Here is a 17588-nt window from a genome sequence, read left to right on the forward strand (position 1 = left end):
TGTTTTATCTCTTCATTGTAAAGTGAGCTTTAAACGTTCTGTTTTGATCTTTGTATTTATAATCAACAACAAACCAATAATCGGTAGAAGGCAAAGGTGTTCCATTATATGTTCCGTCCCAACCTATTCCGTTTGGTGCTATTTGTTTGATTAATTTACCATAGCGATCAAAAATAGAAATTAAAGCCTCTGGATTATCTTTTAAATCATAAATATTCCATCGGTCATTATAGCCATCTCCATTAGGAGTAAAAAATTTAGGATATTTAATTACAGTAAATGTTAGTGTTCTGTCTCCACAATTTCCATAAACATCATTGACTGTTATTGTGTGGTCTCCAGAACTTACATCAGCAAAAATGTTACTTTCTTGAAAAGCACCATCGTCTAATTGATATTCATAATTTCCGAATCCATTTATGATATTCACAGTCGCAACTGCAACTTCTTCAAAAGTATCTGTTACGATTACTTCAGCTATAGCTGTACTAGATTGAGTAACTTCAACTGTTGTAGGGTTATAAGAACAATCGGGCGCATTTTCTGGTATTAATTTAATTGGAACAACATCATAAATGCCTATTGCTTCTGCTACATATTGAAAGCCAGTTCCCATAAGCGTTCCGTTCAAATACCATTCGATATTATAATTACTACTATTAAGATTACTATCTTGTATTACTTCTAAAACGGTGGTTTGTTCTACTGTTCCAGTTTCAGGATTAACACAAATGATACCATCTTCTACAGAAAAGATAGCTCTTGGATAAACTGTAAACTGAAAATGTGTTTCGTCATTACAATTTACATTATCAGTTGCTTCCGCATATACCCAAATATCAAAAGTTTGATTAGGTGATAATGCTTCAACTGAAAATGTATAATCATTTGGATTAATTAAATCCGTAGGATTTCCTCCTGGTTGACTAAAGTAATTAACGTTGTAAGTTGTGGCTGTTAATGTTGGTAATGTGAATTCACCACAATAATTAGTACCGTTAATAGCTGAAAAATCAATTGAGTATGTGTTTAAATCGGGTGTTTGTGAAATAGTTACAATAAAACTTTTTTCTTCTGTACAAGGGAAACGATCACCATTACTAGCAAAAACATAAATGGTTTGTGTAGAAGTGATTGTGTAATTACTTGGACTAATCAAATCTGCTGGGTTTCCACCAGGTTGTGAATAATAATTAATTGTATAATTGTCAGGAAATGACGGATTATGTGTAAGTGTTTCCAAAGTGTAAGAATCACAGTTTGCAATATTATTATAATCGGGTAAACCAATGTAATTGTAGTAAACAGTAAATGGAATGTCTCGAAAACAACCCGTATTTGGATCTATGTTGTAAATGTAAAATGTTTTTGTTTCTTCAAAAATCATCGTAGGGTTTACTAAAGTTCCAGTAGCATTAGGACCAGTATAAAAAGCTCCATTTATTGGATTTGCTAAGGAATAAGAGTTACAATAGTATAAATCTCCAACTGTATCAACTGGCGGTAATGGATTAATAGTTATAGTAAACGAATTCTCATTATCACAACCAGCAGAATTTGCAGGCGTGTAAACATAATAAGTGCCTGGTGGATAATTATTGCCAGTCAAATCGATTATAGTTCCAGCATTTAACATCGTTCCAGTGCCATTTGGTGCAGTAAAATAATTTCCATTAGTAAGTGCTGGTAAAATATAATAGTCACAAGCTGTTACATCGTTTGGATTATCTACTGGAGGAACAGGTAATATAGTTACATCAAAAGACATATTATCAGTACAATTGGGAGCTGTACTTGTATTGGCATAAATATAAATAGTTTGTGAGGTTGTAATAGAAGTTTGTGCTGGAATTATTGTTCCAGTTCCCATTGGACCTGTATAATAATTACCTGCATCTAAAACAGGTAAAGTATAACTACCACAAGCAGTTTGATTACCAACATTGTTTATAATATAAATGGTAAAATTCGTACTATCGCTACAGCCATTTACATCTGGTCCGTTTGTAATTGTTATGGTTTGTGTAGTTGTAATAGCATCTCCTGCATTTAAAGGACTTCCTTGGGCGTTAAAATAGCTCCCATTAGTCAAAGGTTGCAACGTATAACTTACACAAGTAGTAACATCACTTAAAGAATCTACAGGAGGTAATGGATGGATAATTAAAGGGAAGGCTTCTTCTTTACAAAATGTTCCATTAACTTCAGCATAATAATATATTGTTTGATTAGTTGTGATTATTGTTCCGCTTGGAATAAGAACATTGGAAATAGTGTTTGGTCCACCAGTTTGTTCGTAAAAATTACCAACTATAGGATTTGGAACGATAAATTGTCCACAATGCTCAAGAGGAATTCCATATTCATCAATAAGTGTAATTTCAAAACTAGATTGATTAGTACAGCCATTTGTGTCGGGACCATTGAAGATATAATATAGACCACTATTGTCAATTACATCCCCTGCATTATAAGCTATTCCGGTACCATTAGGTCCAGAAAAATAATTTCCATTTGAAATATTTGGTAAGGTATAATCATGGCATTCAATTACATTAGCAATTGTATCAACTATAGGTAATGGATTTATGATAATATCAAAATTACTAACTGCAAAACATTGTGGATTTGCAATAGATTCAATTCTAACCCATACTGTTTGTGTTGAAGCACCTGATGCTACTGCATAATTAGTTGGGTTTGTATAACTTCCTGTTCCACCAATTTGTGCTTCATTCTGAGAAGGGTAGAACGAGAAATTATAATTTGGTGAAAGTTGAGGGTTATTTAATAAAGTTTGATTAATTAAATTTACTGTTTGCCCAGAAGAAGATGTTGAATCGCAGTTTTCAAAATTATCAATTGCATTAACAGTTATTGGTGCACTAACTAATAAATCAAATGTATAGACTGCATCACAGAAATTGGATGTGTTAGTGTTGAATAAAGCCAAATAAACTGTTTCGTTTCCAGAGCTAGTATAATTTGTAATTTGCGCTTGAGGAATTGGGTTTGTATTTGAATTCGCATCAGCTAATGAAGTATAATAAAAAACATCATAAATAGCATCATCAATGGCTAATGTGGTTTCATTATTTTGTGTTAAATCATAATTATAATTTGTACTTCCATTATTACAAGCTGTTAGATTTGAAGGATTATTTACAGCTAAATCATAAAATACTATTTGGTCAGAAATCACACAATTGGTATTAGGCTTAGTTAAGGTTACTTCATACAATCCACTTTGTGTAACTGTTAAGGTATTACTTGTTTCAGATAAAGGTCCTCCGTTTAATGTCCAACTATGGTTAAATTCTGTGTCGCTTAAACCACTAGTTATAGTAGTACTGTCACCACTACAAATAGTTGCATCTGGTCCTAAGTCTATTGTTGTAATAAAACTACCAGAAGCTAGAAATACAGCAGAATCATATCTATAATCTTGGTAATCTCCTATTACTAAACGAATTCTATATGAATTGTTCGGAGTAACTGCAGATGAAGCATTCATTACAGTTGTAAAACCTCTCATGTTCACTGTTGAAGCGCTAGGGTTGTTTACATTGTATGTACTAAATAAACTAGCATTTGCAGAAGTACAATTGCTATTATAAGCTTGATCTCTTATATTTAATACCGAAACAGGAGTAGTTGTAGTAGGAATTACAGCTAAGTTAGTAGTCGTATTAGTGGTTAAGTCTGTTAAGAAAAAAGCAAAAGTATCAAACGAAGCACATTGCCATTGGCCATACTCATTAGAAGCAAATAAGAAATCAAAACTAAAGTTTGAAGATAAAGGTACAAAGTCAAATTGAAGGAAAGCTACATCGGTAATATTTCCAGATTGACCTGTGCTACTTACTATGTTTTGCAATCCAGTGTCACCTGTGTTATTCATTTGACTATCAAGATTATTACCAGTATAGATACCTTCAGAATGTTTGGCTATACCACTTCTAATAATAATACCTTCATTGATTGGAAAAGCAGAGCCATTATTGTTAAAGGAAGCAACTGATTGACTGGATGAAATAGTTACATTGGAAACATCTGTACAAGAATTACCTAAGAGTAAATCAACTAGCTGACTAGGTGAATTACTAGTATCATCAACCGTTATAGATTGAGAATAACATAACATTGGCATTAGCCAAATTAAAATTAGTAGTTTTTTCATTATGATATCTTTGGGGGTTGAAAATCATTTTGATAATTACAAAATTAAGTATTTTTTTAGTAGAGAAAGCTTCTTTTGATTTAAAAAGTTAATATTATTAACTTATTGGGATAATAATATTAGTTTTATATTCTTATCAAAGGTGAAAATTGATTAATAAATTGGATATCAGTAAAAATGTAATAATAAAACAAACCCAATAACTTTTAATTATTGGGTTTGTTTTATATTCTTAAAAAAACTTAGTCATTCAATTTTAAGACAGCCATAAATGCTTCTTGAGGAATTTCTACATTTCCTACTTGTCGCATACGTTTTTTTCCTTTTTTCTGTTTTTCAAGAAGCTTTCTTTTACGAGAAATATCACCACCATAACATTTAGCTGTTACATCTTTACGAAGTGCTTTTATGGTTTCACGAGCAATAATTTTAGCACCTATTGCAGCTTGAATTGGAATATCAAATTGTTGTCTTGGAATTAATTCACGTAATTTTTCACACATTTTTTTACCAATGTAATAGGCATTGTCTTCATGTATTAATGCAGATAAAGCATCTACAGATTGTGCGTTTAATAAAACATCAAGTTTTACTAATTTTGAAGTACGCATTCCTATTGGATGATAATCAAAAGAAGCATATCCTTTAGAAACCGTTTTTAATCGGTCATAAAAATCAAATACAATTTCTGCTAAAGGCATATCAAAATTTAATTCGACTCTTTCAGTAGTTAAATAGGTTTGATTGGTAATAACTCCTCTTTTTTCGATACATAAACTCATTACGTTTCCTACAAAATCTGATTTTGTAATGATAGTTGCCTTAATGTAAGGTTCCTCAACACGATCTAATTTTGAAGGTTCTGGTAAATCAGATGGGTTGTTTACAATAAGAGCAGTTTCGGGTTCTTTTTTGGTATAAGCCAAATACGAAACGTTTGGAACAGTTGTAATGACTGTCATGTCAAATTCACGTTCTAAACGCTCTTGAATGATTTCCAAGTGTAACATTCCTAAGAATCCACAACGGAAACCAAACCCTAAAGCGGCTGAACTTTCTGGTGCAAAAACCAAAGAAGCATCATTAAGTTGCAGTTTTTCCATAGAAGCACGTAAGTCTTCAAAATCTTCTGTGTCAACTGGATAAATTCCAGCAAAAACCATTGGTTTTACATTTTCAAAACCAGTAATCATATTAGTAGTAGGTGTTTTTGCATCAGTAATAGTATCACCTACTTTTACTTCTTTAGCTTCTTTAATTCCAGAAACTAGATATCCTACATCACCACTTGAAATTTTATTTTTTGGAACCTGATTTAATTTTAAAGTTCCTACTTCATCAGCAAAATACTCTTTACCAGTAGCCATGAACTTAATTTTTTGTCCTTTTGTTATTTCTCCATTAATAACTCGGAAAATAACTTCAATTCCTCTAAAAGGATTATAATGAGAATCAAAAATTAAAGCTTGTAATGGTTCATCAGGATTTCCTTTTGGAGCAGGTACTTTGTTTATGATAGCTTCCAAAATTTTATCTACTCCAAAACCTGTTTTACCAGAAGCATGAATAATGTCTTCTAATTTACAGCCTAATAAGTCAATGATATCATCACTTACTTCTTCTGGATTAGCACTTGGTAAATCAACTTTATTTAAAACAGGGATAATTTCTAAATCATTTTCTAAGGCTAAATATAAATTTGAAATCGTTTGTGCTTGAATACTTTGAGCAGCATCAACAATTAACAAAGCTCCTTCACAAGCTGCAATAGAACGAGAAACTTCGTAAGAGAAATCTACGTGACCTGGAGTGTCGATTAAATTTAAAATATAATCTTCTCCATTATGTGTGTAATTCATTTGAATCGCATGACTCTTAATGGTTATTCCACGCTCACGTTCCAAATCCATATTGTCTAGCAATTGCGCTTTCTCTTCTCTAGCTGTAACAGTTTGAGTAGCTCCTAATAATCTATCGGCCAAAGTACTTTTACCATGATCGATATGCGCAATAATGCAAAAATTTCTAATGTTCTTCATCTTCTGATTCTATCAAATTTCCTTTAAAATACTATCGTATTCAATCTGCAAATATAAAGTAAAGTTTTGACTTAAAAAGGACTAAAATGGAAAGCTCGAAGTAGAAATAAAAAAAAGTAGTATTTTTGCAAAAAATACTTGAATACAATGCCCAAAATTGGCAACATCGAATTACCAGAATTTCCGCTTTTACTTGCACCTATGGAAGATGTGAGTGATCCTCCTTTTCGTCGTTTGTGTAAACTGCATGGAGCTGATTTAATGTATTCGGAGTTTATTTCTTCGGAAGGATTAATTCGTGATGCTATAAAAAGCCGACAAAAGCTAGATATCTTTGATTATGAACGGCCTGTTGGGATTCAAATTTTTGGTGGTGATGAAGAAGCAATGGAAATGTCTTCAAGAATTGTAGATACAGTGCAACCTGATTTGGTAGATATTAATTTTGGTTGTCCTGTAAAAAAAGTGGTTTGCAAAGGTGCTGGGGCTGGTGTTTTAAAAGATGTAGATTTAATGGTTCGCTTAACAAAAGCAGTAATCAAAGGAACCAATCTTCCTGTTACCGTAAAAACACGTTTGGGTTGGGATGATGATTCGATTAATATTGATGAGGTTGCCGAACGTTTGCAAGATATAGGTGTGCAAGCATTAACCGTTCATGCAAGGACAAGAGCGCAAATGTATAAGGGTCATTCCGATTGGACACATATTGCTCGGGTGAAAAACAATCCTAGAATTAGTATGCCTATTTTTGGAAATGGTGATATTGATTCTCCTGAAAAAGCATTGGAGTATAAGAATAAATTTGGTTTAGATGGTATGATGATTGGTCGTGCAGCTATAGGTTATCCTTGGATTTTTAATGAAATTAAACATTTTTTTGCTACTGGTGAACATTTGGCTCCGCCTACTATGAAAGATCGTATTGAAGCAGCAAGAAATCATTTGATTTGGTCTGTAGAATGGAAAAATGAGCGAGTAGGAGTAGTGGAAATGCGTAGGCATTATACTAATTATTTTAAAGGAATTCATGGATTTAAAGAATACAAACAAAAATTAGTTACTACAGATGGTTTACATCAACTATTAGATGTTTTTACTGAAATTGAGCAAGTTTTTGGAGATTATCAATTTGTAGAATAGGAAAATATAAAGAGGTTGTCCGAAAAGTCAGGAGACAGTCATTCTATTCACTTAGGCGAATTAGAATCTTATATAATTGATTTTGAATCTGGATTTAGAATCTGAAACAAGTTCAGATTGACAGAAAAATACTTGTTGGACAGCTTCTCTATCCATGATAAACACGAGAACTAATTATTTTTTCCTCTTTGATTTCTAAAACTTCAGCAACTAATATATCTTCTTCATTTTTAACTTGACGGATGTATTCCATAAATACTCTATCGGTATTAGCTGTTAAAGAAGTAACTTTATAATGTAATGTTGGTAGTTTGTCAAAAGCATCTTGCCACCAAGCTCTCAGGGCTTCTTTACCTGTAATTAAACCTTTGGTTTCTGGTTGATGGATTTTTAGTTTTGGACTGTAATGTTGGGCTTCATCATCATAAAGGGCCAATAAATTCTCTAAATTTTTGGTATTAAAAGCTTCAAACCAGCGAATGGCAATTTGTTGTGATTGATTGGACATATATAGGTGAAAAATAACCACGAATTTCATTATGCTATTCGTGGTTTTTAGATTGTTTTTTAAGAATTTTTTAAATTGATAATTTCTTGTTCAGTAAGAAATCTCCAATTACCACGTGGTAGATTTTTTTTGGTTAAACCAGCAAAAGTAACACGGTCTAATTTGATAACATTGTAATTTAAATGTTCAAAAATCTTACGAACAATTTTTACATTAGCCGTTTTCATTTTGATGCCTATTTCGCTTTTAGGTTCGTTTTCAATATAGGTTATTTCTTCTACATATATTTTATATTCATCAATAGTTATACCGCTAGCAATTTTTTCTAAATCTTCGTATTTTAAGTTTTTATCTAAAGTTACTTGATATAGCTTAGAAGAACGTTGATTAGGAGTGGTAAATTTACGAGCCATGTCAGTATCGTTGGTAAACAATAATAATCCAGTAGTTGTTTTATCCATTCTTCCAACAGGTTGAATTTTTGCCTTAGTAGCACCTCTAACTAAATCCAAAACATTTCCATCTCCTTTTTCATCATCACCTACAGTAGAGAAGTTTTTAGGCTTGTTTAGTAAAATATATTCTTTTTTTTCTGGTGTAATAGTAGAACCATCAAAAACAACTACATCATTTAATTTTACTTTGTGTCCCATTTCGGTAATAACTTCTCCATTTACTTTAACATTACCGCTTTGTATGTAAATATCAGCTTCTCGTCGGCTACACATACCAGAATTTGAAATATATTTATTCAAACGCATTTCATCTGGATTAGAAGGCGTTTTTGGTGCTTTTGGAGTTTTCGATACTTTGTTTTCTTCTGGTTTAACTGAAAATTTTGAAGGTGTTTTTCTTATAGGAGCATTTCCTCTTGAGTTACTTGTTTTCTTAAAACCACCTTGTCTTCCTGAACCTGGTCTACTTTTATCATTTCCTTGGTGACGTGACATATTCTATTGTATTTTTTGCAAAGATATAACTAATAAGTTGAATCACATATTTTTATTATAAATTACAATTAGTTTGTTTAGAAGAACTTAAATAAAAGCAGTTGCAAAATAGTTGTAATGTTGTGATAATAATTTTTGTCCATGTAGTAACACAGATGGATCTATTAAAATTATACAGAAAACACCAGCTACAATGATGAATTTTAATAGAAAATGCAATTTAAGGAAATCGGACTTTTGTTTGGATTTCCAAAGTTGGATGAAAAAGTAGAGTAGTAATAAGAGACTAAAATAAAAATAGATGTCCATATAGCCTACATCATAGATATCTATTAAGAAATAAACAGGTATTAAAGTTGCTATTGTTAATATAGAAATAATTGTTTTTGCTGTTTTTTCATTAAATAGAACAGGAATTGTTTTGTATTCGTTTACCAAATCACCTTCAATGTTTTCCAAATCTTTAATTAGTTCACGAATAAGAATTAATAAAAATAAAAAGGTTGCATGTGCAAAAATTACATGATAAAAGTTCTTATAGTACATTAAGATGCCAAAAAAAGGTAAAATGGCTAATACAGCAGCTGTTAAGTTACCTATCATAGGGTATTTTTTCAATTTATGAGAATAATACCAAATTAAAAATATATAACTAGAGAAAAATAAGACAGCTTTCCAAGAAATAAAGCTAACAAGAGTTACGATAAAAAAATTAACAGCAAAATAAACTTTCAATTTGGTAGATTGACTTACCAATCGATCAATCATAGCTTTTCTAGGTCTATTAATTAGATCTTTTTTTGCATCATAAAAATTATTAATAATATAACCAGAAGCAATAGTTAAGGAAGATGCAAAAACAATAAGAAATAAATTCCAATCGAATAAAATATCTAAAGCTCTTCTTTCTGGAGCTAAAATAAAAATGGCAGATAAATATTGTGCTAAAACAATTACCCAAATATTATAACCTCTAACAACAGAAAAGAAACTGAATATTTTGGTTAGAAATAATTTGGATTTACGACTCAGCATTTTTTATCAATAAATAGACATTTCTTTATTCCGAAAATTCGAAACATTGAAATAGGATTCTTTTAAAAATTATAAACGACTTCAAGTTTGTAGTCTTTCAATGATGCCTTTGCTTTTTCAAGGTCTTCAGTAAAGCCAAGAATGTAACCACCACCACCAGAACCACATAATTTTAAGTAGTAATCGTTTGTTTCAATTCCATTTTGCCAAACTTTGTGAAATTGCTCAGGAATCATTGGTTTGAAGTGGTTTAAAACTACTTTTGAAAGCTTTTTTGTATTGGCAAACAAAGACTTAATATCTCCATGTAAAAAATTTTCCACACAAGCATCTGTGTGCTTTATAAATTGTGATTTTAGCATTCTTCTAAAACCATTATCTTTTAAATTTTCCATAAAAATATTAACCATTGGAGCAGTTTCTCCAACAATGCCAGAATCAATTAGGAAAACGGCTCCTTTGCCTCGTGTACTTTGGCTAGGAATTCCTGTTGGTTCAATATTGTCTTTTGAGTTAATTAATATTGGTAAACTTAAATAGCTATTCAAAGGATCTAAACCAGAACTTTTACCATGAAAAAAAGATTCCATTTGTGCAAAAATCCCTTTTAGTTGTAATAATTTATCTCTGGTTAAGTTTTCTAAAACGGTAATTTTGTTAGAAGCATATTTATCATAAATAGCTGCTACTAACGCACCACTGCTTCCTACACCATAACCTTGCGGAATACTAGAATCGAAATACATTCCGTTAGCAATATCTTGTTGTAATGCTGTAATGTTAAAGGTAACTAATTCAGGATTATTAGATTGCAATTCATTCAAATAAACTGAAAATTTTAATAAACTTTCATTAGATTTTATAGCTTCTGCTGAAGGGTTTTCATCTGTTTTTAAAGCTCCTTTATAGAAATTATAAGGAATTGAAAGTCCTTTAGAGTCTTGGATAATTCCATATTCTCCAAAGAGTAATATTTTTGAGTAAAATAAGGGTCCTTTCATAGGGTTTTTAATATTGGTAAGTTAAATATACAAAATTAAATTGATTTTGCTCCTGTTCCAATTTGATCGCAAATATACTGACCATTTTGACAATTGCCAACTAATTCATTCTTAATAAATTCTAAAACTTTTTCTTTACCATTTTCAGGATATAAAACATGAACATTGGCACCAGCATCTAGGGTAAAACAAACTGGAATTTCTGTTTCACTTCTGAATTTCCAAATTTTATTTATGATTTCCAAAGTGTTGGGTTTCATTAGAATAAAATAAGGCATAGATGTCATCATCATAGCATGAAGGGTTAAGGCTTCACTTTCTACTATTTTGATGAATTCAGTTATATTGCCATTACTAAGAATTGTTTTTATTTTGGATAAATTTTCATGGGCTTGATTGAATCTTTTTTCAGCATAAGGATGATTGTGCATCAATTCGTGTCCTACTGTACTTGAAACTTGTTTTTCTCCTTTGTCAACTAGTAGAATAGTGTCTTGATAGTTTTTAAAATTAGGATGAATATCAGAAAATTCTATTCCAAATAAATCTGAACTGTTTTTTGTTTCTAAATGATTTCCCCAAATTACAACTTCACCTTTTATACTTCTGCAAGCGCTTCCGCTACCTAATCTTGCTAAAAAAGAAGCTTTTTGGTAAAAAAAGTCATCAGAAATAAATGGGTTTAATTCTTTTTCTAAACTCATAATAGTCATAGCCAAAGCTGCCATTCCTGAGGCAGAAGAAGCTATTCCTGAGCTATGAGGGAAAGTGTTTTTGGTATCAATTGTTAAATGATATTCTTTTAAAAACGGACAATAGATTTCAATTCTTTCAAGGAATTTTTGAATTTTTGGTTTAAAATCTTCTTTGGGTTTGCCCTCAAATAATAAATCAAAAGAAAAATGTTTGTTACTTTCTTTTTTTGAAACTAAAAGTTTTGTAATCGTTTTGCAATTATTTAAGGTAAAACTTATAGAAGGATTTGCAGGAATTTGATTTGCTTTTTTTCCCCAGTATTTTACTAATGCAATATTGCTAGGTGCACTCCATTGAAAAGTAGCAGTTTCAATTCTTGAATAATTTGAAGTAATAAAGTCCTTTTCAGATATCATAATTGAAAATTTTTGCAAAAATACCATTTTAGATTCACTTGTTTGTGAGTTTATTCGTTATTTTGTTACAAAATTTAGTAGATGCAAAAGTATTTGAGAATTGTATATGTAGTGGCTATTTGTTTAGCAGTTGGTTATTTATCTAGTTTAGTAACAGCAGAAAGCGTTAAAACTTGGTATCCTACGTTAAAAAAACCTTTCTTTAATCCGCCTAATTGGATTTTTGCACCTGTATGGAGTTTGCTGTATGTTTTAATGGGAATTGCTGGTGGATTAGTTTGGAATCAACTAGAAAATAATAGAGAATTAGTTAAAAAAGGATTGTTCTTTTTTACGGTTCAATTGCTGTTAAATGCTCTGTGGTCTTATCTGTTTTTTGGATTACATAATATTTTATTAGCAGTAATAGAAATTATACTTTTGTGGCTTATTGTGTTTGAAACGTATCTGATTTTTAAGAAGATAGATAAAACAGCTGCCAAACTCTTTATTCCTTATATTTTGTGGATTTCTTTTGCGACTATTTTAACAATTTTTATCTATATTCTTAATTTTTAGCATTTATATTTTATTAAATAGTTATTTTTTAGATTTTTATAGTTGTTTTTTTGTTAATTTTTTATATTTTTGAAAGTAATCAAAACTATAAGATTATGTCCAAAAAATTACTTTATCTATTTGGAATTTTAGCTACAATTCTTATTGGAACATGGTTATATGTTACTTTTTGTTGCAATTGTTGTACAGTAGAAGGTATTACTGCTGAGGAGGACAAAAAGGGTAATACAAAATCAAAATCTGAAACCACTTCAACTCCTCTCATTAAAGCGAATGGATTTAGCTTTTCTTTACCAAATCTGAATTATAATTGTAATGATAATTTTAACTTTTCTTCTTCTAGTTTTAATTTGTTATTACCTATTTCAGATTCTATTGAATTGGGAATTTCTAAATTAAAGGCAGCGCTTGAAAAAAGTAATTCTAAGTTCAAGGTTACAGGCTTTTATAAATCGGATGAAAAAAATAATTCAATTTTTCTAAATCTAGGATTGGCAAGAGCTAATGCTGTGAAAAATTATTTAGTACAAAAAGGAATTTTAGAAAATAATATTGAAATTTCAGATGAACTTCATGAAGATTTGATAGTTAAAAATGACACCTTGTTTGGGCCAGTTTATTTTGGATGGTTAAAAGAAGATGTTGTTGCATCTGAAGGTAAAGATTGGAATGCTGTAAAGAGAACTATAAATGCTACACCATTAACTTTGTATTTTAATACGGGTCAATCTACTATTAGTTTAACACAAAGTCAAAAACAAAAAATTGCTGCTATTGTAGAGTATGTGAATCATGTTGAAGGTTCAAAAATAAATATAACAGGTCATACTGATAATGATCCAGGAGTGAGACATACAAATCAATATTATTCTGAGGAGCGAGCTACGTTTGCAAAAAAATATTTTGTTTCTAATGGTATCCCTGCAGCTAAAATTGAAGCTGCTGGAAAAGGAGAAACACGACCTATTGCTGATAACTCAACTGAGGAAGGAAGAGCAAAAAATAGACGCACAGAAATTACTGTAAAATAACAACAACTAACTAAACTATATACTTATGAATTTACCTTGTTTTTTAATTCCAGCCTTGGTAGGTCTTATTTGTGGAATATTAGGCTATTTACTTGGAAAAATGACTTCAAGTTCATCAACTGTAGATACAGATTCTTTACAGGACGATTTAGATAGTTGTAATAGAAGGAATTCACAATTAAGACTTGATATTGATAAATTACGTTCTCAATTAAAAGATCAAAATAGTGCAAATAAATCTAATTTTGTTATTGATGTTCCAGAAACACCTATCGTTTTACCGTTTGATGGAGTAACAGCAAAAGCCGTTTTTGGAAAAAAAGTAAATGAAAATGATTTAAAAATTATTGAGGGAATTGGACCAAAAATTGAAGAGTTGTTTAAAACTTCTGGAATTCTAACTTGGAAATCCTTATCTGAAATGTCAGTTGATAGATGTAAAGAAATTCTAAATAAAGCTGGAGAACGTTTTCAAATTCATGACCCTAGCACTTGGCCAAGACAAGCTAAATTATGCTATGAAGGAAAATGGCAAGAATTAAAAGATTGGCAAGGAATTTTAGATGGAGGAAGAGAACGATAAATAATAATAAAGACCAGTATTTGCTGGTTTTTTTATTAAATTGATTTACTAATTATAAATCCTGTTGTCCAAGCATTTTGAAAATTGAAACCGCCAGTAATAGCATCAATATTAACTATCTCACCAGCAAAATAAAGATTAGGCAAGACTTTACTTTCCATAGTTTTAAAATTTATTTCTTTCAAGTCTATTCCTCCAGCAGTAACAAATTCTTCTTTAAACGTACTTTTTCCGTTTACTTGAAATTGACCATTTGTTAATTGTTCTGCGAGCACAATCAATTGTTTTTTTGAAACATCTGCCCATTTTAATTCATTTGAAATAGTAGAAGCAAAAGTGAGACTTTCCCATAAACGTTTTGGAAAATCAAAAGGACAAAATTTTGAAATTAACTTTTTATTATTAACCTCTTTTAGTTCTTTTAATTCATCTAAACATTCTTCAAAAGTAATTTCGTTTAACCAATTTACTTGAAGTGTAAAGTGATAATTTTTATCGAATAATTCTCTTGCACCCCAAGCTGATAATCGTAAAATTCCTGGACCACTCATTCCCCAATGTGTAATTAATAAAGGTCCAGAAGCTTTTAGGTTACTTCCTTTAACTTTTACTGAAGCTAGTGCGGAAACACCCATTAAATCCTTTATTCTAGAATCTTTAATGTTAAAAGTGAATAAGGAAGGAACAGGTGGGATAATTGTATGCCCTAAATGAGCTAGCATCTCCCATATTTTTGGATTGCTTCCAGTAGTTAGTATCATTTTTTGACATTGAAATGAGTCCACATTTGTATCAATTTTCCAACTGTCTTCTTTTTTAAAAATGGATTGAACACTTTGTAAGGTTAGGATGTCAATTTTGAGTTTTTCGGTAGCTTTTATGAAACAATCAATAATAGTTTGAGAGGAATCTGTTGTGGGGAACATTCTTCCATCATCTTCAATTTTTAATTCTACTCCATGTTTGGAAAACCATTCAATGGTATCACCAGAACAAAATTGGTTAAAAGGACCTTTTAATTCGCGTTCTCCTCTAGGATAAAATTTTACTAAGTCATTAGGTATAAAACAAGCATGTGTTACATTGCAACGACCACCACCAGAAACTCGAACTTTAGATAAAACTTCTTTTCCACGTTCTAAAATGGCTATTTTATACTTTTTATTTTTTTCAGCAATATTAATTGCAGTAAAAAAACCAGCTGCACCACCACCCACAACTATTATATCGTATTTTGAATTCATATTCTATCTGGAAAATCGGAAATGATACCATCAATACTAAATTTTTTTACGTGTTCAATGTCTATTGTGTCATTGACTGTCCATGTATTGATTTTTAATCCTTTTTCTTTTGCAAAATTACAATTATCTGTGGTTAATAATGAAAAATGAGGATGAATATGAGTAGCTTTAAATTCGATAGCCCATTCAATAGCCTGTTCTACGCTTGCTTGTGTTAAAACAGCTAGAGGAATATTAGAATTTAATTGGCTAAAATGTGAGAGTTCTTCATATTGAAAACTAGAAATAATAAAGTTGGAATATTTCCAATTCTTATTTTGTACATAATCTTCAATTATTTTTGAAACTGGTTTAGCCGTATTGTGCCCTTTTAATTCAATGTTAATATTACATCTTTTGTCAATTAGTTCTAAAATTTCAATTAGCGTAGGTATTTTGTGTTTTCCAGAAATTTTTAATTTTTTAAGTTGCTCCAAAGTGAATTTTGCAACTTCTCCTTCACCATTTGTTAATCGTTCCAAAGTAAAATCGTGAAAGACAATAAGTTCACCGCTTTTGCAAACATGAACATCTAATTCTATAGCGTCAACATTTAGTTCGATTGCTTTTTGAAAAGACTCAAGTGTGTTTTCAATGCTATATCCTTTTGCACCTCTATGACCAATTTTTTGCATATTCAAAGCTATAAAAAAGCGCGAATCTAAAATAAGATTCGCGCAATTCAAACAAACAAACAGGTAAACATGAACCTGTACTATTGCAAAATTACAAATTTCCAAGATTCCATTTGGATTTTTTGGTTTTTATTTAACGAAAAATCCGCATTTGTATAAACATTTTTAAAATTTCCTTCTAATTCTATTGTGAAATCTTGATTATCTTTTGATAAATTACCTATAAAGATTATTTTTTTACCTTCTTTTTCTCTTTCAAAGGCTAAAATTTTATCATTTAATGAAGTTTTTATTTTTTTATAAGTAGCTTTGTTTTTTCCACCATTTAAAGCAATATTTTCTTCTTTTAGTTTGCCTAATGTTTTAAAAATATCCCAATTTTTCCCTTTTATTTTTGGAATGGAGTCTTTTTCGAAGAATTTCAAGCGATGATTTAAATCATATTCATCTCCACTATAAATTAATGGTATTCCAGGAGTCATGTAAGATAGAGCCATCATTATTTCGGATGCATCACCCATTCGTTCCTTAATTGTTCCATTCCATGAATTTTCATCATGATTGTCTACAAAGTTCATTGCAATATCATTGGCTTCATATTGTTTAACCGATTTTTCCATGTAAGTATCCCAGTCAGCAACAGTTTTTTTACCTTTTGCAATATCATTCATTGTGTGATGACCATCCCATGAATAATACATGTCAAATAAATTGTCTTTCAATAATTCTGGTTGCCAAGCTTCCGCTAACATGAAAATATTTTTCTCTTTTCTTAATGTTGAAATAGCTTGTTGCCAAAAATCGGTTGGGACATTACTTGCTACATCGCATCTGAAACCATCAATATTTTCATTTTTTATCCAATGCAACATATCCGCTGTCATTGTTTTACGAAGTTCTTGATTGTCATAATTTAAATCGGCAACATCTGTCCAACCCCAAGATTTGCCTGTTTCAGGATTTGTTGGATCAACAATCTCACCTTTTTCATTTTGGGTATAAAACTCTGGATGTTCTTTTATCCAAATATGATCCCAACCTGTGTGATTAGGCACCCAATCTAGAATTACATAAATTCCGTTTTCATGAGCTGTTTTTACCATTTTTCTAAAATCTTCAATAGTTCCAAATTCTGGATTTATTTTTTTGAAATCAGAAATAGCATAATAACTTCCTAAATATTTAGATTGTTCTTCTTTTGGCATTTCTGATGCAAATTTGCTATCATCACCACCAGTTGCTTTCCTTTTAGTTTGAGAAATTGGAAAAATTGGCATAACCCAAATAATTTTTACTCCAAGTTCTTTTAATTGTGGAATATCTTTGGTAAACGCATTGAAAGTTCCTTCTGGTGAATATTGACGAATATTTGCTTCATAAATAATAGCATTTTCAGTTATTTCTGAAGTAAATGGTTCAATTTCTTGCGTTTCAACTATAGGTATTTCTGTTACTTCTTTTTTCTCTTGTTTACAGCTAAATAAAGTGACTAAGAAGAGTAGGGCTAGAATTGGTTTTTTCATTTTATAT

Annotated in this window: 14 protein-coding genes; 4 read left to right on the plus strand and 10 right to left on the minus strand. The window is 30.7% G+C overall.

Going from position 1 to position 17588, the window contains the following annotated elements:
- Positions 1–4: 4 nt before the first annotated feature.
- Complete coding sequence (locus tag ACULEV_RS00635) at positions 5–4180, minus strand: choice-of-anchor L domain-containing protein (protein WP_445456759.1); 4176 nt, start codon at positions 4178–4180, stop codon at positions 5–7.
- Positions 4181–4422: 242 nt separating this feature from the next.
- Positions 4423–6219: a translation elongation factor 4 gene (gene lepA, locus ACULEV_RS00640; protein ID WP_445456760.1), complete on the minus strand. Its 1797-nt coding sequence runs from the start codon at positions 6217–6219 to the stop codon at positions 4423–4425.
- A gap of 147 nt (positions 6220–6366) precedes the next feature.
- Between lepA and dusB the strand changes: the two genes are divergently transcribed.
- Complete coding sequence (dusB, locus tag ACULEV_RS00645; RefSeq protein ID WP_445456761.1) at positions 6367–7362, plus strand: tRNA dihydrouridine synthase DusB; 996 nt, start codon at positions 6367–6369, stop codon at positions 7360–7362.
- Positions 7363–7510: 148 nt separating this feature from the next.
- Here the strand turns inward: dusB and ACULEV_RS00650 are convergent, their stop codons facing one another.
- From ACULEV_RS00650 to ACULEV_RS00670, 5 genes are all read right to left on the minus strand, one after another.
- Positions 7511–7870, minus strand: a complete 360-nt coding sequence (locus ACULEV_RS00650) for a nuclear transport factor 2 family protein (RefSeq protein ID WP_445456762.1) — start codon at positions 7868–7870, stop codon at positions 7511–7513.
- 59 nt (positions 7871–7929) lie between these two features.
- Positions 7930–8820, minus strand: coding sequence for a pseudouridine synthase (locus tag ACULEV_RS00655; RefSeq protein ID WP_445456763.1), 891 nt, complete (start codon positions 8818–8820; stop codon positions 7930–7932).
- An 87-nt stretch (positions 8821–8907) separates the two neighbouring features.
- Positions 8908–9855, minus strand: a complete 948-nt coding sequence (locus tag ACULEV_RS00660) for a geranylgeranylglycerol-phosphate geranylgeranyltransferase (protein WP_445456764.1) — start codon at positions 9853–9855, stop codon at positions 8908–8910.
- A gap of 62 nt (positions 9856–9917) precedes the next feature.
- The gene (locus ACULEV_RS00665) at positions 9918–10856 is read right to left on the minus strand and encodes a mevalonate kinase family protein (protein ID WP_445456765.1); all 939 of its coding nucleotides are present in this window, start codon (positions 10854–10856) and stop codon (positions 9918–9920) included.
- 35 nt (positions 10857–10891) lie between these two features.
- Entirely contained in the window at positions 10892–11968 is a 1077-nt protein-coding gene (locus ACULEV_RS00670) for a diphosphomevalonate/mevalonate 3,5-bisphosphate decarboxylase family protein (RefSeq protein ID WP_445456766.1), read from the minus strand.
- 81 nt (positions 11969–12049) lie between these two features.
- On the opposite strand from ACULEV_RS00670, the gene ACULEV_RS00675 reads away from it, so the two are divergent.
- From ACULEV_RS00675 to ACULEV_RS00685, 3 genes are all read left to right on the plus strand, one after another.
- The gene (locus tag ACULEV_RS00675; RefSeq protein WP_445456767.1) at positions 12050–12526 is read left to right on the plus strand and encodes a TspO/MBR family protein; all 477 of its coding nucleotides are present in this window, start codon (positions 12050–12052) and stop codon (positions 12524–12526) included.
- 95 nt (positions 12527–12621) lie between these two features.
- A complete protein-coding gene (locus tag ACULEV_RS00680) occupies positions 12622–13557 on the plus strand; it encodes an OmpA family protein (RefSeq protein ID WP_445456768.1) in 936 nt (311 codons plus the stop codon).
- Positions 13558–13582: 25 nt separating this feature from the next.
- The gene (locus ACULEV_RS00685; RefSeq protein WP_445456769.1) at positions 13583–14140 is read left to right on the plus strand and encodes a hypothetical protein; all 558 of its coding nucleotides are present in this window, start codon (positions 13583–13585) and stop codon (positions 14138–14140) included.
- A gap of 35 nt (positions 14141–14175) precedes the next feature.
- Here the strand turns inward: ACULEV_RS00685 and ACULEV_RS00690 are convergent, their stop codons facing one another.
- From ACULEV_RS00690 to ACULEV_RS00700, 3 genes are all read right to left on the minus strand, one after another.
- Entirely contained in the window at positions 14176–15384 is a 1209-nt protein-coding gene (locus ACULEV_RS00690; protein ID WP_445456770.1) for an NAD(P)/FAD-dependent oxidoreductase, read from the minus strand.
- Entirely contained in the window at positions 15381–16058 is a 678-nt protein-coding gene (locus tag ACULEV_RS00695) for a glycerophosphodiester phosphodiesterase (protein ID WP_445456771.1), read from the minus strand. The genes ACULEV_RS00690 and ACULEV_RS00695 overlap by 4 nt, the downstream gene beginning before the upstream one ends.
- 80 nt (positions 16059–16138) lie before the next feature.
- Complete coding sequence (locus ACULEV_RS00700) at positions 16139–17581, minus strand: alpha-amylase family glycosyl hydrolase (RefSeq protein WP_445456772.1); 1443 nt, start codon at positions 17579–17581, stop codon at positions 16139–16141.
- Positions 17582–17588: the final 7 nt, after the last annotated feature.

The sequence above is a fragment of the Flavobacterium sp. HNIBRBA15423 genome, from assembly GCF_052655965.1.